This is a genomic window from Nonomuraea sp. NPDC059007, from assembly GCF_042740555.1.
Classification (GTDB): domain Bacteria; phylum Actinomycetota; class Actinomycetes; order Streptosporangiales; family Streptosporangiaceae; genus Nonomuraea.
In genome coordinates, this window is the sequence record NZ_JBHYJD010000019.1 from 1 (window position 1) to 19,587 (window position 19,587).

Sequence of the window (19,587 nt, forward strand, 5' to 3'; positions counted from 1 at the left end):
CTTTCTTGATCCTTCCTCGCCCTCGGTGGGCGCCGAGTTCGTCTGCTCGGCCGTCTCCAGCCGGCCGCCCGAGACCGACGCGGAAGCCGTTCTGGCCGCAAACCCGCACATCCGGCACTTCGACGGACACCGCGGATACCTCTCCGGTACGGCCGGCGCGACCGGATTTCGTGTGTCCCACAAGGGGCTGGAAGCCTCAGGAGTCCGTACTGTCGCCGAATTCATCACGGACGGTCTTCGGATCATCCGTGTTGACGTCTGAAAATGCCTCTAGCAAATAGGAAACTTTCCTATTAGATTTCGGGTCATGCCCTTGAGCCGTGACCTCCTGCGCCTGGCTGACGCCGTCCTCCTGCCCGGTTTCGAAGGCACGACGCCCCCCGACTGGCTGCTGCGCAGGCTCGGTGACGGACTGGCCGGCGTCGTGCTTTTCTCCCGGAACATCGCGAGCGTCCCCCAGGTGGCCGAACTGACCGCCGCCCTGCGCGCCGAGAACCCCGCCGTCCTGGTCGGCACCGACGAGGAGTCGGGCGAGGTGACCCGGCTGGAGGTCGCCACCGGCAGCAGCCGGCCGGGCAACTACGCGGTCGGCGTGGTGGACGACCCCGAGCTCACCGAGGCGCTCGCCCGCGACCTCGGCTGCGATCTGGCCGCCGCCGGCGTGACCGTCGACTTCGCCCCCTCCTCCGACGTCAACTCCAACCCCGACAACCCCGTCATCGGCCTGCGCGCCTTCGGCGCCGACTCCGATCTCGTCTCCCGCCACACCAGAGCCTTCGTCCGCGGCCTGCAGTCGGCCGGCGTGGCCGCCTGCGCCAAGCACTTCCCCGGCCACGGGGACACCTCCGTCGACTCCCACCACGGCGTCCCCGTCGTGGGCGGCGAGATCGAGGAGGCGCTCGCCCCCTTCGCCGCGGCGATCGACGAGGGGGTGCGCGCGGTCATGACCGGCCACCTGCTCGTCCCCTCCCACGACCCCAACGCCCCCGCCACGCTGAGCCAGAAGGTGCTGACCGGGCTGCTCAGGAACGAGCTGGGCTTCGAAGGCATGATCGTGACCGACGGCATCGAGATGGCCGCGGTCTCCGGCGCGTACGGCATCGGCGGCGCCTCGGCCCGCGCCATCGCGGCCGGAGCCGACGCCATCTGCGTCGGCGGCGAGCACGCCGACGAGGCCACCGCGATCTCGGTGCGCGACGCCATCGCCGCGGCCGTGTCCGACGGGCTGCTGCCCGAGGAGCGCCTGGCCGACGCCGCCCGCCGGGTGACGGAACTGGCCGACTGGACCGTCGCCGCCCGCGCCAGGACCCTGTCCGGCGGGCCGGTCGCCGGTTCCGGCCGCGTCAACGGCTCCGGCGAGCGCATCGGCCTGGACGCCGCCCGCCGGGCCCTGCGCATCACCCGCAGGTCGGCCGCGCCCACGCTGCCGATCAAGCGGCCCGCCCAGGTCATCGAGCTGTCGCCGGAGATGAACCTGGCCATCGACAAGGGCACCCCGTGGGGCGTCGGCGAGCCGTTGACCAGGATGCTGCCCGGCACCGCGGTGACCCGCCTGGCCGCCGGCGAGGCCACCGGCGCCGCCCTGGAAAGCCTGCTGCAGGACGCCGAGGACCGCCCGCTGGTGATCGTGGTGCGCGACGCGCATCGCTACGACTGGCAGGGCGAGGCGCTGCGCCACCTGCTCAGCGCCCGTCCCGACGCGGTGGTGGTCGAGATGGGCCTGCCCGCCCGCACCGACCTGGGTTCCGTCCACATCGCCACGTACGGCTCCGCCCGCGTCTGCGGACAGGCCGCCGCCGAAGCGATCACCGGTACCCTATGACGTCGTGAACTTCGACGGCGAGGACCTTTCCCGGCAAGCCCTGACCGAACGCCTCGCCGCGGAGGAGACGCACGTCTTCCGCGAGTGCGACCTGACCGGCGCCGACTTCTGGGGCGCCTCGCTGGGCGGCGCCCGCTTCGAGTCCTGCGTCCTGGACGGCGCCGACTTCCGCAAGGCCGACCTCGACGGCGCCGTGTTCACCGGCGGGGGCGGGCTGGGCGCGGTGTTCACCGACGCGGACCTGCTCGACGCGGTCTTCACGGACGTCGACCTGTCATCGGCCAGGTTCGGCGGCGCGCTGATGACCGACGCCGCGTTCAGCGGCTGCCGCATGATCGGCACCTCGCTGACCGCCTCGCGCGGCACCGGCTTCAAGGTCAGCAGGTGCAACCTGATGATGGCCAACCTGGGCGGCTGCTCGCTGCGCGGCCAGTTCCTGGAGGGCGTGCGCTTCGACGAGGCTGACCTGTCGGGCTGCGACTTCACCGACGCCGTCTTCAGCGACTGCCGCCTGATCGGCACGAAGGTGCTCAGGGCCGTGTTCACCGGCGCCGACCTGCGCGGCGCCGACCTCGGCGAGCCGGACGACGCCAAGCTGCGCGCGTTCGCCGGCGCCACCATCAACCAGACCCAGGCGGCCGCGATCCTGCTGGCCCGCGGCCTCAGCGTGGTGTGAGCCCGCGCAGCGTCGTCTCGGCCTCGGCCATGACCCGCTCGATCAGCTCCGCGCACGTGGGCAGGTCGCCGATGACGCCGACCACCTGGCCGGCGGCCATCACGCCGAGGTCGGCGCGGCCGTCGACCATGGCGGCCTTCAGCAGCATCGGGGTGTTGGCCGCCTGGAGCACCTGGGCCCAGGTGAGCTCGCGCCCGTGCTTCATGCGCCGGCCCTCGCGCAGCAGCCCGGACCAGGACAGGCCGGAGACCTTCTTGAAGCGGGCGCCGTTGAGCACGGCCCTGAGCAGCCGGGTGCGCTGCAGCGAGTCCACGAACGGCGTGCGCAGCACCCGGTGCGGCACCCCGTCCACGTTCGTGGTGACGAGGGTTTCGGCGGCCGACAGGTAGACCTGCTTGACCGCGTCGGGCACGGTGGAGTCCTTGGTCAGCAGGAACCTGGTTCCCATCGCGATGCCGCACGCGCCGTACGCCAGGGCGGCGACCAGGCCGCGCCCGTCGAAGAAGCCGCCCGCGGCGACCACCGGGACGTCCACCGCGTCGACCACCTGGGGGAGCAGCAGCGTGGTCGCCAGCGGTCCGGTGTGGCCGCCGCCCTCGCCACCCTGGACGATCATCGCGTCCGCGCCCCACGCCGCCACCTTCTCCGCGTGCCGCCGGGCGCCCACGGACGGCATCGTGACCACGCCCGCGTCCTTGAGCCGGGCGATCAGCTCCCGCTTGGGCGCCAGCGCGAACGAGGCCACCCGGACGCCCTCTCTGATCATCACCTCGGCCCGCTCCGCGGCGTCGTCGGCGTCGGCGCGGATGTTCACCCCGAACGGCGCCCCGGTACGCTCCTTGACACTCCTGATCGCCTCGGTCATCTGCCCGACCGACATCGTGGCGGCGGCGATGATCCCGAGCCCACCGGCCGCCGACGTGGCCGCGGCCAGCCGGGCGCCGGCCACGTACCCCATCCCGGTCTGCACGATCGGATGGCGGCACCCGACCAGGTCGGTCAGCGCCGTCCTCACGCGAGTTCCTTCTCCCGCAGCCCGTCGGGATCGAGGGCGGCCAGCACCGCGGACTCCTCCTCGGTCGGCGGCCGGGTCTGCGGCACCTCATCGGCCACGTCCAGCGCGAACCCGGTGGCCGCGACCACCTCCGCCACGCTCACCCCGGGATGCGTGGACACCAGCCGCATCGTCCCGTCCGGCCCGCCGAAGTCCAGGACGGCGAGGTTCGTCACCACGCGGCGCAGGTCGTACGCGCCCCGGTCCGTGCCCAGCCCGCTGACCACGTCCACCTTCTCCACGAAGACCCGCGGGGTGTGCCGGGGGATCCAGTAGCTGGTCGGATCGCAGCGCGTGTTGCCCGGAGCGCCGCGCACGCCCAGCAACTGCGCCTTCGGCCGCGCCCAGTCGCCGATGGCCGAGATGTTCGTGTTGCCGTGCCGGTCGATCTGGGAGGCGCCGAGCATGACGTGCCGCCGGCCGTTCAGGACCAGCCACAGGTGGTCGCGGAACGGCAGCCACCCCTCCACCACCCGTGGCGCCGCGCCCAGAGCCGGGATGTCACCGGTCAGCAGGCAGACGCCGTCATGAGTGATCAGGTCCGGCTCGAACACCGACCTGGCCAGCCGCGCCGCCAGCACGGTGACCGCGCCCCCGATCCCCGCCGCGAGAATCTCCCCGTCCCCCCTGAACGCCTCCGCACAGGCCACCACGCACACATCAGCTCTGCCCATCGAGGAACTCCCGCCAATCGGTCTTCGTGTAGCGCCGCTGACGCGCCTCGTCCCTGCCGTAGTCGGGCTCGCAGCTGGTGAACCAGGCGCCGCCGGGCGCCTCCACCACCCCCGCCACCATCGACCGGCTGACCAGCAACGACTGCACCGGTCCCGCCTTGAGCAGGTCCGCGGTGTCCACGACGCGCTCGCACGAGACGTAGGTCTTCTTCGCCGCCTTCGCGTAGAGGTCGTCGAAGTAGGGGTCCGGGCCCAGGTACTGCGCGTTGCCGCGCGTGTCGGCCCGGTTGAGGTGGATCAGCGCCGCGTCCATCTCCAGCGCGGGCACCGCGACGAGCTCTTCTTCCGTGTACGGCGAGCGGACCGTCCGCAGCTCAGGGTTCACCCGCATCACGTCCGACCCGAGACCCGCCCGCGTCGGCAGGAACGGCAGCCGGTGCGCAGCCGCCAGCAGGCCGAACATGAACATGCCCTCGTCGTACTCGGTGAACGCGACCGTTCCCTCCTGCCTGGCCCGGCGGAAGTGGGGTTCCAGCGGGATCGAGTCGAGGGTGACGAACGGGGCGACGACCCTGCGTACCTTGCCGGCCGCGCACAGGAGGCCGACGTCGGCGCCGCCGTACGAGATGATCGTGAGGTCTTTCAGGGGTGAGCGCAGGATGCCGCCGATGAGCGCCATGGGCTTGCGGCGCGAGCCCCAGCCGCCGACGCCGATCGTCATCCCGCTCTCCAGTTCGGCGACGACCCGCTCGATCGTCATGACCTTGGTCACCGCAGGAACCTCTCCCTGTGCTCGTCGCCGGCGCCGAGCAGGTTCAGCTCGAAGGTGAAGCCCTGCTCGAAGCGGTAGCTGCGCTTGACGTCCACGGGGTCGATGCCGTTGAGCGACTCCTTGGCGCGCCGGATGACGTGGGGGTCCTTCTCGGCGATACGGCCGGCGACCTCCAGGGCGGTTTCGCGGAGCTTGTCCGGGGTGGTGACCTCCAGGACGGAGCCGAAGGCGTGGAGCTCTTGGGCGGTGACGTTCCTGCAGGTGTAGACCATGGCGCGCATCAGATGCTGCGGTACCAGCCTGGCCAGGTGGGTGGCCGCGCCGAGCGCGCCGCGATCCACTTCGGGCAGCCCGAAGTAGGCGTCGTCGCTGGCCACCACGATGTCGGCGTTGCCGGCCAGGCCGACGCCGCCGCCCAGGCAGAACCCGTGCACCGCCGCGATCACCGGCACCTGGCAGTCGTAGACGGCGGCGAAGGCGGCGAAGCACCCCCGGTTGGCGCCCACCAGCGCCGCGTGGCCGTCGGTCCGCTGCATCTCCTTGATGTCGACGCCCGCGTTGAAGCCGCGGCCCTCTGCCCTGAGCACGACCGCGCGGGTCGCCGCGTCGGCGCCCGTCGCGGTCAGCGCGTCGGCGAGGTCGTGCCAGTCACGCACGGCCAGCGCGTTGACCGGCGGCACCTCCACCACCACCTCGGCGACCGGCCCGCCGCGCACCGTGATCCCCATAGCGCTCCCATAGTCGCACCTAACGCTTGCTTGGTACGGTAGCACCCGTGACCGCCACTTACGACTACACCGGCCGCCATGTACTGATCACCGGCGGCACCAAGGGCATCGGCGCCGGCATCGCCCACGCCTTCGCCGCCGCCGGCGCCACCGTGACCGTCTGCGCCCGCACACCCCCGCCCGGCTCACCGTCCGGCTCGGCGCCCGGTGGCCCGGTGCGGTTCGTGCGGGCGGACGTGCGCGACCCCGAGGACGTCGAGCGGTTGCTGGGCGGCTTCTCCCGGCTGGACGTGCTGGTCAACAACGCGGGCGGCTCGCCCCACGCGCCGCTGGCCGGCTCCTCGCCCAGGCTCCATGCCCGGGTGATCGAGCTCAACCTGGTCGCCCCGTTGCTGATGAGCCAGCGGGCCCACCCGCTGCTGAAGGACTCCGGCGGCTCGGTGATCATGATCGGCAGCTCCAGCGGGGTCCGTCCGTCCCCGGGCACCTCGGCCTACGGAGCGGCCAAGGCGGGCCTGCACCATCTGGCCGCGTGCCTGGCCGCCGAGTGGGCGCCCGAGGTCCGGGTCAACACCGTCGTCGTCGGCCTGGCCGCCACGGAGAACGCGGCCGGCCACTACGGCGGCGCGTTCGGGCAGGTCGGCGCCACCATCCCGGCCGGGAGGATGGCCCGGCCCGAGGACGTGGCGGCGGCCTGCCTGTGGCTGGCCGCGCCGGGTTACGTGACCGGCGCCCAGATCCAGGTACACGGAGGCGGCGAGACCCCTGCCTGGAGCTGGCTAACTTCTGCTGAAATAGCGCGATAAAAGGATCATTGGAGGTCGTGTGGGCATTTGTGAGGGTCGCGTCGTGGTGGTGACCGGCGCCGGTCGCGGCATCGGCCGGGAACACGCGCTGGAGTACGCCCGCCAGGGCGCCCGCGTCGTCGTCAACGACCTGGGCGCGGAACGCGACGGCGCCGGCCGTTCCTCGGGCCCGGCGCACGAGGTCGTCGCCCGGATCCGCGACGAGGGCGGCCAGGCCGTGCCCAACGCCGACGACATCGCGACCTGGGACGGCGCCGCCCGCCTCGTCAAGTCGGCCGTCAGCGCCTACGGCCGCCTCGACGTGCTGGTGAACAACGCCGGTATCCTACGCGACCGCATGCTGGTGTCCATGACCGAGCAGGAATGGGACGACGTCCTGCGCGTCCACCTGAAAGGCCATTTCCTGCCCTTACGCCACGCCGCCGCCCACTGGCGCGAACGCCACAAGTCCGGCGACCGGGTCGACGCCCGCGTCATCAACACCTCCTCCGGCGCGGGTCTCCTGGGCAGCGTCGGCCAGTCCAACTACGCCGCCGCCAAAGCCGGCATCGCCGCCCTGACCCAGGTGGCCGCCGCCGAACTCGGCCGCTACGGCGTCACCGTCAACGCCATCGCCCCCGCCGCCCGCACCCGCATGACCGAGGAGGTCTTCGCCACGACGATGGCGCGACCGGAGACCGGTTTCGACCCCATGGACCCGGCCAACATCGCCCCCTTGGTCGTCTGGCTGGGCTCGGTGGAGTCGGCCGCCGTGACCGGCAGGGTCTTCGAGGTCGAGGGCGGCACGGTCGCGCTGGCCACCGGCTGGCACCACGGCCCCGCCGTCACCACCACCGCCCGCTGGAACCCCGCCGACCTCGGCCCCGCCGTCGCCACCCTCCTGTCCCAGGCCCCGCCCCCGGAACCGGTCTATGGCGCCTGAGCCGGGAGACGATGGTGGGTGCCACGGTCGCCGGGACGGAGGCGCTGCTCACGTGAGCAGGTAGCCGCCCTCCGCCAGGGCCTTGCCAAGGGCGTCCGCGGTCTCGGCCGGGGTGAGCGCGGAGGAGTCGAAGGCGTGCGGCTCCAGCTCACCCAGGTCGGTGAACTGCGCGTACATGCTGAGCACGGGCTCCGGGTCGGTCAGCGCGCCGGCGCCCCGGCCCGTCGCCCGCGTGAGCGTCGTCTCCCGGGAGGGCCGCAGGACTACATAGTGCAGCGGCGTCCCCTGCGCGCGCCGCGTGAACGCCTCCACGAACCAGGGCCCCACCACGCCGTCCACGACCACGTAGTAGCCGCCCGCCGCATAGCCGAACGCGCAGCCGGCCAGGACGTTCATCACCGTCGCGTTCTGCCGCCGCGCCCCGGGCAGGTACGGCGCGATGCCGCCCTTCCTGATGTAGGCCCAGAAGTCATCGGTGTGCAGATGGACGCTGAGCTCGCGATCGTCGGCCAGCAGCCGCCCCACCGTGCTCTTGCCCGCCCCCGGCGGCCCGCTGACCACCACCACGATCCCGTCCATCAGCCCAACCTATCCACTCCGCCCGAGGCCCCTTCAGCGCACGCGGCCGCGTTCCGTGGGATGCAGGAGGAAGTGCCGCGGCGGCCCGGTGAGATGGCCGTCGAGGGCGGGCACGGCAGGAGCTTCCTCGCCCCTGGTGAACCGGACGAAGACGTTCTCCCCCTCCCTGACCGGCAACTGAGCGTAGGTGTTCACGGCGTGCTCGCTCTCGAAGCAGGCCGCCGCCCCCTCCGCCAGCCCGGCGAAGCGCGCGACGGACCCCTCCGCGACGGGAAAGACCGTCAGCCGGTACGGCGAAGCCTGGCCGGAGCCCCCGCTCACCCCGGCGAACGGCGGAACCAGCACGGGCCGAAGCAGCAGCACGTCGTCGGTGTCGACCATCGTGGCCCGCGCGGCCTCCGCGTGCGCCTTCCACGCGGCTCCGGTGTAGAAGTCCGTGAGGGACCGGAACCGGCGCTCCATGTCGGGGAAGGCGCGGATCCAGGTGAAGGTGTCGGGCGCGCCCGGGTCGCGGAACAGCGCGACCACCTCGATCCCGGCCTCCTCCTGTGTCTCGATGAACTCGCGCTCGAACAACTCGATGAGGGTGTCGCGCGCTCCGGGCCACAGTGTGTAGCGGCGCAGCTCGTAGATCATGCGCGCACGCTAGGACCGCCCCGCTGACATCCTCTGTCAGCGGGAGCCCCAGAATAATCTTCTGATTACTAACAGCTACCCAAACACCACTCTCGGTTATACGATCACATTGGCTTTGACCCCTCCGGGTCAAGGTGAGTCAAAGGGGCGGTCGCATGCCTGGGCCCTGCGTGCGGCCTGTCACAAGACGATGAAGGAGCAGAAGTGATCAAGAAGTTGTGTGCCACCGGTGCCGTTGTGGCCGCGGTGGCGGGCGTCACTTTGCTGGCGGCCCCTGCGCACGCGGACAGCTGGAACGGTAACGGGAGCAGCAACAGCGATTCCTCGCAGTCCGGCAACAACTTCAACGAGATCGCTGCCGTCAACGCGGGCGGCGGCCGCTCGACCAACGTCAACAACCTCGGCGGCAACGCCGTGACCACGACGAACGGCAGCATCACGGTCATCTACGTCTTCTACTAGACGCTCACCGTCGAACTTCCCCATCCGTCCGGCCACAGGCGAGCCGGCGGAGCACGGTCCCAGTAATCCTCCTCGGAAGGACACAGGCATGTTCAAGAAGCTCTGCATGACCGGTCTCGTCGTCGCCGCTGCCGCGGGCACCACGCTTCTGGCAGCCCCCGCTCACGCGGACGCGAACTACAACGCGAGCCGGAACTCCGATTCCCAGCAGTCGGGCAACAACGTGAACAACGTCGTCGCCAGCAACGTCGGCGGCCACGGCGCCACGAACGTCAACAACATCGTGGGCAACGCCGTGACCAGCGCGAACGGCAGCCACACCGGCATCGCCATCGACGACTAGCCCGGACGTGAGCGTGCGAGCCGGGTCCGTATAAGGCCCGGCTCGCGCCGTATTAGCATTCCTGGATGATTACGTGCGCTTATGTGACTTTTGCGGACCCCGAGAACCACGACGACGAGCGTGACCCGGCCCTCGCCGCCTGGCGGGAGCACGGCATCGAGGGCCGCGCGGTCCGGTGGGACGACCCCGACGTCGACTGGAGCGCCTTCGACGCGGCGGTCGTGCGCTCGGTGTGGGACTACACCGACCGCAGGGCCGACTTCCTGGCCTGGGCGCGCCGGGCCGAAGCGGTGACCCGGCTGCTCAACCCGGCCGACGTCCTGGAGCGCAACACCGACAAGACCTATCTCCGGGATCTCGGTGTCCCCATCGTGCCGACCCACTGGTCCTCGCACGACCTGCCCGACTGGGAGGAGTTCGTCGTCAAGCCCGCCGTCTCCGCGGGCGCCCGCGACACCATCAGAACCACCGAAGCCGCCGCCGCCCAGTCCCACGCCGCAGCTCTGGAGGCCGCGGGCCGTACGCCTATGGTCCAGCCTTACCTCGACATGGTGGAGAGCGAGGGCGAGACCTCGCTGCTGTACTTCAACCGCCGCCTCAGCCACGCCGTCCGGCGCACGCCCATGCTCGCCCCGGGCATGACCAACGCCGACAACGCCCGTGCGCAGCTGCGCGATCCTGCCCCGGACCAGGTCGAACTGGCCGAGAAGGTGCTTGCCGCCATCCCCCAGGCCCTTCTGTACGCCCGCGTCGACCTGGTCCGGCTCCCTGACGGCCGGCCGGCGATCATCGAGCTGGAGCTCACCGAGCCCTACCTCTACCTGAGCCACACCCCGCGGGCCGCCAAGAATCTCGCCGTCGCCCTGGGCGAACTGCTCTGACGCTACGCACCGGTGCCGGGCGTCACGCGTACCCCGGCACCGAGGGCCAGCGGACGGTCAGCACCACCGAATCCTCCTCGGCCACCCACGAGTGGTCCACGCCGCGGCCCCAGACCACGTAGTCGCCCTGCCGCTCCAGCAGGACGTCGCGGCCGGGCAGCTCGACCCGGAAGCGCCCGCTGATCAGCACCAGCAACGCCGTGCGCACCTCCCCGCGCACCCAGGCGGGCCGCTTGTCCCCGGCGGCGTGGACGCCCCACTTGATCTCGACATCCTCGCTGTGCCGGAGCCCGGCCTCCTTGAAGTGCCCGAGCAGCCAGCCCTTGTCCAGCGCCGCGTCCCGGCCGGCGTTCCCCACGTAGACGTTCACGCGCGCCGAGACTACCCGGCGAAGGCGTCAGCAGGAGATGCCGCCGTCCACCGGGATGACCGTCCCGGTCAGGTACGCGCCCGCGCGGGAGGCCAGGAAGATGGCGGCCCCCGCCATGTCGTCGGGACGGCCGATGCGGCCCATCGGCACCTGGGAGGCGATGAGCGTGCGGGTGGCCGGGTCGTCCAGGGCGAAGGCCATCATCTTGGACTCGAACGGCCCCGGCGCGATCGCGTTCACGGTGATGTGGGCGGGCGCGAGCTGGCGGGCCAGGTGCCGGGTGAGCATGTGCACGCCCGCCTTGGCGGCCGAGTACGCGTAGTTCTCCAGGCCGGGCACGCGGATGCCGTCGATGGACCCGATCGTGATCACCCGGGCGGGCACGTCGGCGCTGGCGGCGGCGCGCAACTGGGGCAGGAAGCGCTGCGTCACGTAGAAGACGCCCTTGACGTTGATGTTCCAGAGCTTGTCGAAGGCCTCGGGCGGGAACTCCTCCAGCGGCGCGCCCCACGTGGCGCCGGCGTTGTTGACCAGCACGTCGAGCGGGCCGTCCACGGCGGAGACCAGCTCGTCCACCCCTTCGGGCGTGGACAGGTCGGCCGGCACCCCGGTGCAGCCCAGCTCGGCGGCGGTCTTGGCCACCTCGTGGGCCTTGCGGGCGGAGATGTACACCTCCGCCCCCGCCGCCACGAACCCGGCCGCGATCATCCGGCCGATGCCGCGGGAGCCGCCCGTGACGACGACCTTCTTGCCTTCCACCGAGAACAGAGTCATGTTCCGGAAGCATGCCATACCGACCGGTCGGTCACCAGCTCACGAGTTGTCCTTCACCCACAACGCCAGCAGCCCGCGGAAGTGCGCGATGAACCGGTCGTGCTCGTGCGCCGGGTAGGTGGCGGTCACCGCGTTCATCAGCAGCCGGTCGAACGACGGCCCCGCCACCCAGTCGAGCACCGCCTCGTCCAGGTGGGCCAGGCGCTCGGCGCAGAACTCGTGGTAGCGCTCGGTCTCGAAGTAGGCGTCGGCCAGCCCGCGGTAGGCCGCCAGCCGTTCGGCGTAGGTGCCCTCGACGGCGAAGTACTCGCGGGTGTCGAGGTCGATGCGCGGCTTGCGGCCGGTCTCCGCGCAGAACACCGTCCACTTCACCAGCGCCTTCATCGCCCAGGGGAAGTAGTAGTGCAGGCTGGTCAGCGCCACGTCGGGGCAGGCGTTGGCGTAGTCGATCGGGTGCACGTCGGTGCCCTTGACCAGGGTCTCGCAGGAGTTGAACTCCCAGCGGAAGAACGCGTTCACCAGCCGCCCGATGGTCACCACCTCCTCGCCGACCTCGGGCGAGAGGAAGGAGTGGTCCACCGAGTACCGCGAGTGCATCGGCTGTTCCGGGTGGAAGCGCATGACCATGGTCTCGGCGCCGATGGACAGCGAGCGGGCGAAGGCGTCGTACCCGTCGACGGCCTTCTGCAGATGCATGAGCATCTCGCCGCTCTCGTCATAGGCGCGGTGCAGTTCGTCGGCGTCGCGCACGAGCGAGACCCCGCGCCAGGCGCCGCCGTCGTAGGGCTTCATGAACAGCGGGTAGCCGATCCGCTCGGCGATCGCGTCGAGGTCGAAGGCCTTGTTGTAGCGCGCCGAGGTGTAGGCGTACCGCGCGTTGTCGAGCGGATTCTTGTACGGCACCAGCACCGTGTCCGGCACCTTCAGCCCGAGGCGCATCATCGCGCAGTAGGCGGTGTGCTTCTCCATCGACTGGAACGTGAACGGGCTGTTGAGCAGGTAGACGTCGTCCATCATCGCGATCTTCTTGAGCCACTCGCGCGGGTGGTAGTACCAGTAGGCGAGCCGGTCGATGACGACGTCGTAGCGCGGCTCGTCGCGCAGGTCGAACGGCTCGATGGTGACCCGCTCCACCTCGTAGGCGGGCATGGCCCTACGCATGATCTCCTCGAAGGCGGCCGGCCAGTCCTCCTCGGTCCCCAGCAGCAGTCCGACCAGGTGCTTCACACGAACCTCCCCAGATGGTGGGCGAGCTGCGCCCGCCAGGACGGCCAGTCGTGCGGCACGTCGCGGCCCCAGAGGTCGAGCTCGTGCCTGATGCCGACGCCGGTCAGGGCGGCGGCCAGCCGCTTGGTGCTCTCCAGCGAGCCGGTGGTGTCCTCCCACTGGCCCTGCCCGCACACCAGCAGCACGCTGAGCCGCCCGCGCAGCCAGTCGAGGTGGTCGCCGTGCAGGTGCGGCACGTAGTCGAGCGGGTTGTTGAAGTACGCGGCCTCGCCGCGCTCGCCCCAGCCGTGCCACGCGGAGGGGTCGTAGTTGCCCGACAGCCCGATCGCCAGCGGGAACAGATCCGCCCGTTTCAGCGCGAAGTTCGCGGCGTGGTAGGCGCCGAGGCTGCAGCCGAACGTGATGATGTCGTCGGCGCCCGCGCAGTCCTCGTCGATGGCGTTGACGACCTTCTCCACGATCCACCGCTCGTAGCCGGCGTGCCGCCGGGCGCGTTCCTCCAGCGGGATCGACCGGTTCGACCAGGACTCGCGGTCGTTGCTCGGCACGCAGTACACCTTGACCCGCCCGGCCTCGACCAGGTCGGAGATCGCGCCGAGCATGCCGTTGTCCTCGAAGTCCGAGGGCCGTCCCTGCTCGGAGGGGAAGACCAGCATCGGCCGCCCCCAGTGACCGTAGGCCAGGACGCCGTCGATCAGCTCGCGTCTCATGAGCACACGTCCTGCAGCAGCCGCGTCAGGTGGGGATGGAAGGCGTCGCGCCAGGCGGTGTAGTTGTGCACGTCGGGCACTTCGCGCAGGGTCACCGCGTACCCCTGGGTGCGCAGGGAGGCGGCCATCGCGCGGTTGTTGTGGATGTTCTCCTCGATGCCGCCGCAGGTCATCGCCGTGGGTACGGTCCGCACCGCCGTACCTTTGTGCACCTCTTCGACGAAGCGGGTGACCCGCTCGTAGTAGGGGAAGCGGCGCTCGTGGGCGTCGAAGCGCGGCTGGAAGAAGCTGCCCGACTGCAGGAACAGCGCGTCGAAGAGGTCGGGATGCCGCCACTGGGCGTGCAGCATGGCCAGCGCGCCGAGGCTGGTTCCCATCCCGATGCGCACGGTCGCGCTCCGGTACGGCTGCGCCGCCAGGAAGTCGGCGTAGTCCGGGTTGGCCGAGTAGTCGGCGTTGCGGTCGCCGGGGTGCAGCAGGATCGCGCGCAGCGGCGGCAGCCAGCCACCGGCGACCCCGGCGGCCAGGTAGCGGGTGAGACCGGCCAGGTCGTCGTACTCGGGCCCGTCGTGGACCACGAGCAGGGGTAAGTCGCCGCCGACGCCCTCCGGCGCCCACACGCTGGTGCCGCCGGAGGAGGCGGGGAAGGCGAGCCAGCCGGGCGGGGAGTATTCGGGGAACTCCAGCACGCTCTTCGGCCCGAAGACGCCGCGTACGCGTAAGGGGTTGCTCGGGTCGAGGATGGTCTCCACGCCGCCGGCGCGGTGGCGCAGCTCCAGGAGGTACTCCATCCGGTGCACGGGCGGGCGGGGGATGGCCAGGGTCCAGCCGGCGGCGCCGTACATGAAGTCGACCGAGGGCAGCCCGAGCTCCTGCCACAGGCGGACACCGGCCAGCCGGTGGGCAGGATCGGGAAGGGAGAAGCGGATCATAGTCCGGGGATTCGGCCGTTCCTGAAGAGATCGACGAACGTTTGATGGTCCTTGCGGGCTTGTGCCCCGTATTGGTGTGCAAAATTCACCAACATCGCAACAAATCCTGAAGAATCGTTGTCGACTACGGCCACAATCGACTCTTCTGTTGAAAAGTCCACCAGGTCGTGGCTGCTCTCGTCGTCGGCCACCGAATGCATGCGCGCCACCGCCCGGCCAAGATCGCGCATGATCGAGCGCAGTTCCTCCGGCTCGTTCACGTCGTCCCAGTCGAGGTCGGCGGAGTAGGGCGAGACCTCGGCGACGAGCTGGCCGACGCCGTCGAGGCTGGTGTAGCCGAGCCAGGGGTCGGCGTAGGCTTGCAGCGCGCGCTGCGACTCGGCGGTGCGGTGTCCCTGGTGCAGGAAGTAGGAGGCGACCCGCTCGTCGGTGATGTGCCTGGCCACGGCGGGCACCTGGGCCTGCTTCATGTAGAGGATGACGTCGTTCTCCAGCGCCTGCGAGCGGCCTTCGAGCAGCAGGTTGTAGGAGGGCAGCCCGGCCGAGCCGATGCCCACGCCCTTGCGCAGCGCGACGTCCTTGATGTGGTGCTCGACCGGGTTCGCGCCGCCGGGCAGCGTGTGCAGGTAGTCCTGGAAGGCCGCCACCACCCGCTCCCTGTCGTGCGGCGAGACCGCCGTACGGCCCTCCATGAGGGCGAAGCGCCGGTCATAGTCGTCGATCACCGTCTCCACGTCGAGCATGGCCACGCGAGTGCTCAGCCGGGCCGTCTGGAGTACGCGGTGCAGCACACCGCTGGTGGTGTCGAGCGTGAGGGAGCCGATCGCGTCGTCCCCGCCGTGCGCGATGCCGCCCAGCTCGGCCAGGTACGCGGTCCCGAACTCGGTCACCAGCGTGGTGATCGCCTCGTCCGACAGCGCCTTGCCGTACCCGATGAGCGCCACGCTGGCGGCGAAGCGCTTCAGGTCCCAGGTGTACGGGCCGACGTAGGCCTCGTCGAAGTCGTTGACGTTGAAGACGAGCGAGCCGGAGGCGTTCATGTAGGTGCCGAAGTTCTCGGCGTGCAGGTCGCCGTGGATCCAGACCCGGCTGGTGAGCTCGTCGAGGTAGGCGTCGTCGGCGTACTCGGCGGTCATGTCCGCGTAGAACACGCTGGCGCTGCCGCGGTAGAACGCGAACGGCGAAGCCGCCATTTTCCTGAATTTTCGGGAAAAGGCGTGCGGGTCGCGCTTGATGGAATCGCCGAATTCGGTGATCAGGACGTCGAGGATGTGGGCCGCGCGGCCCGTGGTGCCCATACATGGGAAGGTAAGTCCGCGCGGCCCGGTCGCCTAGACCGATCTTTCCTGGAGTCTCCTATGAATCGGCAGCCTCCACACTCCCACCACCGCCAGGATGAGCGTCAGCCCGCCCAGCACCCAGCACTGCAGCGCCGCCACCTGCCAGATCTCCTCGTCGCCGCCGTGGTAGTGGTAGAGGTCGGGCACCCTGGCCAGGAGCGACACCATCGCGTAGAAGGCCAGCGCCAGCAGTGCGGGTCCGCCCGCCCCCAGCGTCAGCGCCGCCACCGCAGCGGCGGTGAGGGCGATGACGATGATGCCGTGCACGCCGGCCCAGGCCGAGAGGGTGTCCAGCGTCGTCGTGTCGCCGGCCGCCAGGCGGCCCGTGAGATAGCGGTTGACCGCGTACAGGGCCGCCGCCGCGACCGCGGGCGGCAGCAGCGCCACCCACCAGGACCGGCGCGGCGTCGGCACGTCGCGGTGATAACCGAGCAGCAGGGCCAGGACCGGCACCGCCGACAGCACGGTGTAGCCGGTCTCCATCGCGCGCCAGTCGCTCACCAGGGGCACCAGAAACGACCAGCCGAAGACCAGCACGGCCGCCGTCCTGGCCGTACGCACGGCCCCTCGCGCCAGGGCGACGTAGGCGACCAGCCACAGGTTGTGGAGCAGAACCTCGCCGATGCCGAACAGCCGGTCGGCCGAGCCGGGCGCGCCGAAGAACTGCTCGTTCTCGCTCATCACCGGCAGGAGCGGCAGCGAGGGAGCCGACAACATCGCCTGCAGGGCCAGCCCGAACAACGCGATCATGCGCACGGTCTCGCCCCAGGCGAAGTAGACCGGCGGCCCGGAAGCCCCCGCCAGGCGGACCCTGAGTGCCAGCCCCATGACGCTGAACACCTCGCCCCAGCGCGGCCGGGGGTTGACCTCGTCGGGGACGTCCCCCGCGTACTCCAGGTAGGCCGCGACCATCTCCTCCTCGCGCTCGGCGCGGTAGGAGGCGGGCAGCATCCGCAGGACGTTGCGGTAGTGGAACTCCAGCAGGCTCACGCCGTCCCCCCGATGGCGGTGTTCCTGGCGCGCAGCCTGGAGGTGGCCAGGGCGGCGGTGCGCGTGACCCGGTCGGCCTCCTGCCGGAGAGCCTCGGCTCCCTTGTCGGTCAGCCGGTAGTAGCGGCGCAGCCGTCCCTGCAGGACCTCCTCACGGTCCAGCTCGACCAGTTCCTCGGCGGCCAGCCGGTCGAGCGCGCCGTAGAGCGTGCCGATCTTCAGCTGGACCCGGCCGCCGGACAGGCCCGAGACCTCCCGCACGATGCCGTAGCCGTGCCGGGGCTCGTCCACCAGCGCGGTCAGCGCCAGGAACATGGGCTCCGTGATATTCATGCCCCCACTATATCCTGAGAGACAGGATATGCGTCAGGGGTGCTGGCTGGAGACCGAGACGACCTCGCCGGTCATGTACGTGGAGTAGTCGCTGGCCAGGAAGACGATCACGTTGGCCACCTCCCACGGCTGGGCCGAACGGCCGAAGGCCTCCTTGGCCGTGAGCTCGGCGAGCAGTTCGTCGCTGGTGACCTTGGCCAGGAACGGATGCATGGCCAGCGAGGGCGCGACCGCGTTGATCCGGACGCCGTCCGTGGCGGCTTCGAGAGCCGCGCACCTGGTCAACGCCATGACCCCGGCCTTGGCCGCCGCGTAGTGGGCCTGGCCGGCCTGGGCCCGCCAGCCGATCACGGAGGCGTTGTTGACGATCACGCCGCGGCCCTGCGGGATCATGTGCTGGAGCGCGGCCCGGGTGCAGCGCATGGTGCCGTTGAGCGTCACGTCGATCACCGCGTGCCACTCCTCGTCGGTCATCTCCGCGAGGCTCGCCGTACCGCCGAGTCCGGCGTTGTTGACCACCACGTCGAGGCGCCCGTGCGCCTCGACCACCGCGTCGAACAGCGCCATCACCTGCGCCTGCGAGGTCACGTCACACGGTACGGCCAGCGGCTTCACCCCGGTCAGCCCGGTCAGCGCCTCGGCCGCCTCCGACAGGCGGCGCTCGTGCCGGTCGGAGATGACGATCGTGGCGCCCTCCTCGGCGCAGCGGCGCGCGGTGGCATAGCCGATCCCGGCCCCGGCCGCGGCGGTCACGAGCGTGACCTTGCCGTCGAGCAGGCCGTGCGCGCTGGGGTAGGGAGGGGGAGTCGTCATCGTGGTAGTCCCAGGGTGCGCTCGGCGATGAGGTTGCGCTGGATTTCGCTGGATCCGGCATAGATCGTGTCGGCGCGGCTGAACAGGTAGAGGCGCTGGAGGTCGTTCAGCTCCCCGCCCTCGGCGACCAGCCCGGCCCGGCCCTGGACCTCCTGGGCCAGCTCGCCCAGCCGCCGGTGCCACTCCGACCAGTAGAGCTTGGTGATCGGCAGCTGCGGGTCGCGCAGCGCGTTGAGCCGCATGACCTCCAGCTCCAGCCACGACCGCACGAGCAGGTCGCGGATCACCGGGTCGCCGGCCGCGCCGGTGCGCTTGGCGGCCTCGATGACCCGGTCGAGCTCGCGGCGGAAGCCGATCTGCTGGCCGAGCGTGGAGGCGCCGCGTTCGTAGCCGAGCGTGGCCATCGCCACCCGCCAGCCGTCGCCGGGCGCGCCGAGGACGTGGTCGCGGTGCGTGCGGGCGCCGTCGAAGAAGACCTCGTTGAACTCGGAGGTGCCGGTGAGCTGGACGATCGGCCGGACCTCGACGCCCGGCTGGTCCATGGGCACGAGCAGGTACGACAGCCCGTGATGCTTCTTCTCCGCCTTCTCCGTACGGCACAGCACGAAGCACCAGTCGGCCACGTGCGCCAGGGAGGTCCACACCTTCTGCCCGGTGACGACCCACTCATCACCCGACATTTCCGCTTTCGTCTGGACGTTGGCGAGATCCGAGCCCGCCTCCGGCTCCGAGTACCCCTGGCACCACAGTTCCTCGCCCGACTGGATCCCCGGCAGGAAGCGGGCCTTCTGCTCCTCGGTGCCGAACTCCAGGATCGTCGGCCCGATCAGGCCCTCGCCGATGTGGCCCACGCGGGCGGGGGCGCCGGCTCTGGCGTACTCCTCGTAGAAGGCGATCTGGTCGGCCAATGAGGCCGCGCGCCCGCCGTACCGGGTGGGCCAGCTCAGGCAGGTCCAGCCCGCCTTGCCCAGGTGCCGCTCCCACGCGTGACGTTCCTCGTGGCCCTCGTGCTCGCGACCGGGCCCGCCGAGGCCGCGCACGTGCGCGAACGTCGTGGACAGCTGCTCCTCCAGCCAGGCCCGCGCCTGCTCACGAAGGCTCACTGAACCTCCCGTAGCCCCCGCGGAAGAACACCAGCGGCCCGCCCTCGGCGTGGGTGTCCAGTTGCAGCACCCGGGCCACCACGATCATGTGGTCACCGGCGAGGTGCTCGGCCTCGACCACGCAGTCGATCCAGGCCAGCGCGCCCTCGATGACCGGATTGCCGGAGGGGGAGCCGGTCCACTCCAGCCCGGCGAACTTGTCGCCGCCCCGGTTGGCCAGCTGGGCGCAGACCGGCTGCTGGTGCTCGGCCAGGACGTTCACGGTGATCACCTTGCCGCCGCGCACCTTCGGCCAGCTCGTACTGGTGTGCGCCACGCAGAAGGCGACCAGCGGCGGGTCGAGGGAGACGGAGGTGAAGGAATTGGCGGCCAGGCCGCACGGCTCGCCGCTCTCGGGGTCGAGCGCCGTGATGGCCACGACGCCGGTGGCGAACCTGCCGAGCACGTTCCGGAAGCGCCGGCTGTCGTGCTGCCCGTTGTGGCCGTTCGGCATGGCGGCTCCGTTGTGAATCCCGCGCTTGTACGACGAGTGGGCGTCGCACCCGTCCGGCCTGATCAGCCGGGCTGCGTGTGTGCTCATCCGTGGCCTCCTCGTCGTGGATGCTGAGACCAGCTTACCAAGCGCTTGCTTGGATGGGCAG

25 protein-coding genes are annotated in these 19,587 nt (G+C 70.8%); 8 read left to right on the forward strand and 17 right to left on the reverse strand.

Features of this window, described 5'->3' with window-relative positions:
* The 3 genes from ACFWY5_RS28970 to ACFWY5_RS28980 form a co-directional block, all read left to right on the forward strand.
* On the forward strand, nt 1–262 hold a 262-nt coding region (locus ACFWY5_RS28970; protein WP_379635601.1), incomplete at its 5' end, for a hypothetical protein.
* Between the two features lie 45 nt (nt 263–307).
* The gene (locus tag ACFWY5_RS28975; protein ID WP_379618003.1) at nt 308–1,822 is read left to right on the forward strand and encodes a glycoside hydrolase family 3 protein; all 1,515 of its coding nucleotides are present in this window, start codon (nt 308–310) and stop codon (nt 1,820–1,822) included.
* 4 nt (nt 1,823–1,826) lie between these two features.
* Nucleotides 1,827–2,498, forward strand: a complete 672-nt coding sequence (locus ACFWY5_RS28980; protein ID WP_379618005.1) for a pentapeptide repeat-containing protein — start codon at nt 1,827–1,829, stop codon at nt 2,496–2,498.
* On the opposite strand, the gene ACFWY5_RS28985 is transcribed toward ACFWY5_RS28980, so the two are convergent.
* The 4 genes from ACFWY5_RS28985 to ACFWY5_RS29000 are packed head-to-tail and all read right to left on the reverse strand — an operon-like array spanning nt 2,485 to nt 5,726.
* Nucleotides 2,485–3,513, reverse strand: a complete 1,029-nt coding sequence (locus ACFWY5_RS28985; RefSeq protein ID WP_379635603.1) for an NAD(P)H-dependent flavin oxidoreductase — start codon at nt 3,511–3,513, stop codon at nt 2,485–2,487. The two genes, ACFWY5_RS28980 and ACFWY5_RS28985, sit on opposite strands and share 14 nt — an antisense overlap.
* The gene (locus ACFWY5_RS28990) at nt 3,510–4,226 is read right to left on the reverse strand and encodes a CoA-transferase subunit beta (RefSeq protein WP_379635605.1); all 717 of its coding nucleotides are present in this window, start codon (nt 4,224–4,226) and stop codon (nt 3,510–3,512) included. The genes ACFWY5_RS28985 and ACFWY5_RS28990 overlap by 4 nt, the downstream gene beginning before the upstream one ends.
* Nucleotides 4,213–4,986, reverse strand: coding sequence for a CoA transferase subunit A (locus ACFWY5_RS28995; RefSeq protein ID WP_379635884.1), 774 nt, complete (start codon nt 4,984–4,986; stop codon nt 4,213–4,215). The genes ACFWY5_RS28990 and ACFWY5_RS28995 overlap by 14 nt, the downstream gene beginning before the upstream one ends.
* An 8-nt stretch (nt 4,987–4,994) precedes the next feature.
* Complete coding sequence (locus tag ACFWY5_RS29000) at nt 4,995–5,726, reverse strand: enoyl-CoA hydratase family protein (protein WP_379635607.1); 732 nt, start codon at nt 5,724–5,726, stop codon at nt 4,995–4,997.
* A 47-nt stretch (nt 5,727–5,773) separates the two neighbouring features.
* Between ACFWY5_RS29000 and ACFWY5_RS29005 the strand changes: the two genes are divergently transcribed.
* Together ACFWY5_RS29005 and ACFWY5_RS29010 are read left to right on the forward strand one after the other, a co-directional pair.
* Nucleotides 5,774–6,532 carry an SDR family oxidoreductase gene (locus ACFWY5_RS29005; protein ID WP_379635609.1) on the forward strand — a complete coding sequence of 253 codons (759 nt, stop codon included), beginning with the start codon at nt 5,774–5,776 and terminating at the stop codon, nt 6,530–6,532.
* 19 nt (nt 6,533–6,551) lie between these two features.
* A complete protein-coding gene (locus ACFWY5_RS29010; protein ID WP_379635611.1) occupies nt 6,552–7,454 on the forward strand; it encodes an SDR family oxidoreductase in 903 nt (300 codons plus the stop codon).
* Between the two features lie 48 nt (nt 7,455–7,502).
* Here ACFWY5_RS29010 and ACFWY5_RS29015 read toward each other — a convergent pair whose 3' ends face one another.
* On the reverse strand, nt 7,503–8,033 hold the full coding sequence (locus tag ACFWY5_RS29015; RefSeq protein WP_379635613.1) for an AAA family ATPase: 531 nt from the start codon (nt 8,031–8,033) through the stop codon (nt 7,503–7,505).
* A 33-nt stretch (nt 8,034–8,066) separates the two neighbouring features.
* Nucleotides 8,067–8,669, reverse strand: a complete 603-nt coding sequence (locus ACFWY5_RS29020; protein WP_379635615.1) for an NIPSNAP family protein — start codon at nt 8,667–8,669, stop codon at nt 8,067–8,069.
* Nucleotides 8,670–8,873: 204 nt separating this feature from the next.
* On the opposite strand from ACFWY5_RS29020, the gene ACFWY5_RS29025 reads away from it, so the two are divergent.
* The 3 genes from ACFWY5_RS29025 to ACFWY5_RS29035 all read left to right on the forward strand — a co-directional run bounded on the left by ACFWY5_RS29025 (nt 8,874) and on the right by ACFWY5_RS29035 (nt 10,355).
* The gene (locus ACFWY5_RS29025) at nt 8,874–9,131 is read left to right on the forward strand and encodes a hypothetical protein (RefSeq protein WP_379618021.1); all 258 of its coding nucleotides are present in this window, start codon (nt 8,874–8,876) and stop codon (nt 9,129–9,131) included.
* 88 nt (nt 9,132–9,219) lie between these two features.
* Nucleotides 9,220–9,474: a hypothetical protein gene (locus ACFWY5_RS29030; protein ID WP_379618023.1), complete on the forward strand. Its 255-nt coding sequence runs from the start codon at nt 9,220–9,222 to the stop codon at nt 9,472–9,474.
* Between the two features lie 83 nt (nt 9,475–9,557).
* The gene (locus ACFWY5_RS29035; RefSeq protein ID WP_379635617.1) at nt 9,558–10,355 is read left to right on the forward strand and encodes a RimK family alpha-L-glutamate ligase; all 798 of its coding nucleotides are present in this window, start codon (nt 9,558–9,560) and stop codon (nt 10,353–10,355) included.
* Between the two features lie 22 nt (nt 10,356–10,377).
* On the opposite strand, the gene ACFWY5_RS29040 is transcribed toward ACFWY5_RS29035, so the two are convergent.
* From ACFWY5_RS29040 to ACFWY5_RS29090, 11 genes are read right to left on the reverse strand one after another with little or no spacing between them, the layout of a single operon-like run.
* Nucleotides 10,378–10,725 carry a signal peptidase I gene (locus ACFWY5_RS29040; RefSeq protein ID WP_379618027.1) on the reverse strand — a complete coding sequence of 116 codons (348 nt, stop codon included), beginning with the start codon at nt 10,723–10,725 and terminating at the stop codon, nt 10,378–10,380.
* Nucleotides 10,726–10,752: 27 nt separating this feature from the next.
* Nucleotides 10,753–11,499: an SDR family oxidoreductase gene (locus tag ACFWY5_RS29045; RefSeq protein WP_379618029.1), complete on the reverse strand. Its 747-nt coding sequence runs from the start codon at nt 11,497–11,499 to the stop codon at nt 10,753–10,755.
* Nucleotides 11,500–11,538: 39 nt separating this feature from the next.
* Nucleotides 11,539–12,726, reverse strand: coding sequence for a hypothetical protein (locus tag ACFWY5_RS29050; RefSeq protein ID WP_379618031.1), 1,188 nt, complete (start codon nt 12,724–12,726; stop codon nt 11,539–11,541).
* Nucleotides 12,723–13,436 (reverse strand): esterase family protein, encoded by a 714-nt coding sequence (locus ACFWY5_RS29055; RefSeq protein WP_379635619.1) that lies wholly within the window; start codon nt 13,434–13,436, stop codon nt 12,723–12,725. Before ACFWY5_RS29055 ends, ACFWY5_RS29050 begins: the two co-directional genes overlap by 4 nt.
* On the reverse strand, nt 13,433–14,368 hold the full coding sequence (locus ACFWY5_RS29060; RefSeq protein WP_379635621.1) for an alpha/beta hydrolase: 936 nt from the start codon (nt 14,366–14,368) through the stop codon (nt 13,433–13,435). Before ACFWY5_RS29060 ends, ACFWY5_RS29055 begins: the two co-directional genes overlap by 4 nt.
* On the reverse strand, nt 14,365–15,666 hold the full coding sequence (locus tag ACFWY5_RS29065; RefSeq protein WP_379618037.1) for a DUF2252 domain-containing protein: 1,302 nt from the start codon (nt 15,664–15,666) through the stop codon (nt 14,365–14,367). The genes ACFWY5_RS29060 and ACFWY5_RS29065 overlap by 4 nt, the downstream gene beginning before the upstream one ends.
* A 33-nt stretch (nt 15,667–15,699) precedes the next feature.
* A complete protein-coding gene (locus tag ACFWY5_RS29070) occupies nt 15,700–16,698 on the reverse strand; it encodes a hypothetical protein (RefSeq protein ID WP_379635623.1) in 999 nt (332 codons plus the stop codon).
* A complete protein-coding gene (locus tag ACFWY5_RS29075; protein WP_379635625.1) occupies nt 16,695–17,030 on the reverse strand; it encodes a PadR family transcriptional regulator in 336 nt (111 codons plus the stop codon). Before ACFWY5_RS29075 ends, ACFWY5_RS29070 begins: the two co-directional genes overlap by 4 nt.
* Nucleotides 17,031–17,063: 33 nt before the next feature.
* A complete protein-coding gene (locus ACFWY5_RS29080) occupies nt 17,064–17,843 on the reverse strand; it encodes an SDR family oxidoreductase (RefSeq protein ID WP_379618043.1) in 780 nt (259 codons plus the stop codon).
* Nucleotides 17,840–18,946 (reverse strand): acyl-CoA dehydrogenase family protein, encoded by a 1,107-nt coding sequence (locus tag ACFWY5_RS29085; RefSeq protein WP_379618045.1) that lies wholly within the window; start codon nt 18,944–18,946, stop codon nt 17,840–17,842. The genes ACFWY5_RS29080 and ACFWY5_RS29085 overlap by 4 nt, the downstream gene beginning before the upstream one ends.
* On the reverse strand, nt 18,933–19,439 hold the full coding sequence (locus ACFWY5_RS29090; RefSeq protein WP_379618252.1) for a flavin reductase family protein: 507 nt from the start codon (nt 19,437–19,439) through the stop codon (nt 18,933–18,935). The genes ACFWY5_RS29085 and ACFWY5_RS29090 overlap by 14 nt, the downstream gene beginning before the upstream one ends.
* Between the last annotated feature and the right edge of the window lie 148 nt (nt 19,440–19,587).

Excerpts from the sequence above, each read along its gene's own strand:
- ACFWY5_RS29065 (WP_379618037.1), bottom strand. The coding sequence starts at position 15,666 with ATGGGCACCACGGGCCGCGCGGCCCACATCCTCGACGTCCTGATCACC.
- ACFWY5_RS29030 (WP_379618023.1), top strand. The coding sequence starts at position 9,220 with ATGTTCAAGAAGCTCTGCATGACCGGTCTCGTCGTCGCCGCTGCCGCG.
- ACFWY5_RS29045 (WP_379618029.1), bottom strand. The coding sequence starts at position 11,499 with ATGACTCTGTTCTCGGTGGAAGGCAAGAAGGTCGTCGTCACGGGCGGC.
- ACFWY5_RS29075 (WP_379635625.1), bottom strand. The coding sequence starts at position 17,030 with ATGAATATCACGGAGCCCATGTTCCTGGCGCTGACCGCGCTGGTGGAC.
- ACFWY5_RS29090 (WP_379618252.1), bottom strand. The coding sequence starts at position 19,439 with ATGCCGAACGGCCACAACGGGCAGCACGACAGCCGGCGCTTCCGGAAC.
- ACFWY5_RS28995 (WP_379635884.1), bottom strand. The coding sequence starts at position 4,986 with ATGACGATCGAGCGGGTCGTCGCCGAACTGGAGAGCGGGATGACGATC.
- ACFWY5_RS29015 (WP_379635613.1), bottom strand. The coding sequence starts at position 8,033 with ATGGACGGGATCGTGGTGGTGGTCAGCGGGCCGCCGGGGGCGGGCAAG.
- ACFWY5_RS29055 (WP_379635619.1), bottom strand. The coding sequence starts at position 13,436 with ATGAGACGCGAGCTGATCGACGGCGTCCTGGCCTACGGTCACTGGGGG.
- ACFWY5_RS29060 (WP_379635621.1), bottom strand. The coding sequence starts at position 14,368 with ATGATCCGCTTCTCCCTTCCCGATCCTGCCCACCGGCTGGCCGGTGTC.
- ACFWY5_RS29020 (WP_379635615.1), bottom strand. The coding sequence starts at position 8,669 with ATGATCTACGAGCTGCGCCGCTACACACTGTGGCCCGGAGCGCGCGAC.
- ACFWY5_RS28975 (WP_379618003.1), top strand. The coding sequence starts at position 308 with ATGCCCTTGAGCCGTGACCTCCTGCGCCTGGCTGACGCCGTCCTCCTG.
- ACFWY5_RS28990 (WP_379635605.1), bottom strand. The coding sequence starts at position 4,226 with ATGGGCAGAGCTGATGTGTGCGTGGTGGCCTGTGCGGAGGCGTTCAGG.
- ACFWY5_RS29080 (WP_379618043.1), bottom strand. The coding sequence starts at position 17,843 with ATGACGACTCCCCCTCCCTACCCCAGCGCGCACGGCCTGCTCGACGGC.
- ACFWY5_RS29000 (WP_379635607.1), bottom strand. The coding sequence starts at position 5,726 with ATGGGGATCACGGTGCGCGGCGGGCCGGTCGCCGAGGTGGTGGTGGAG.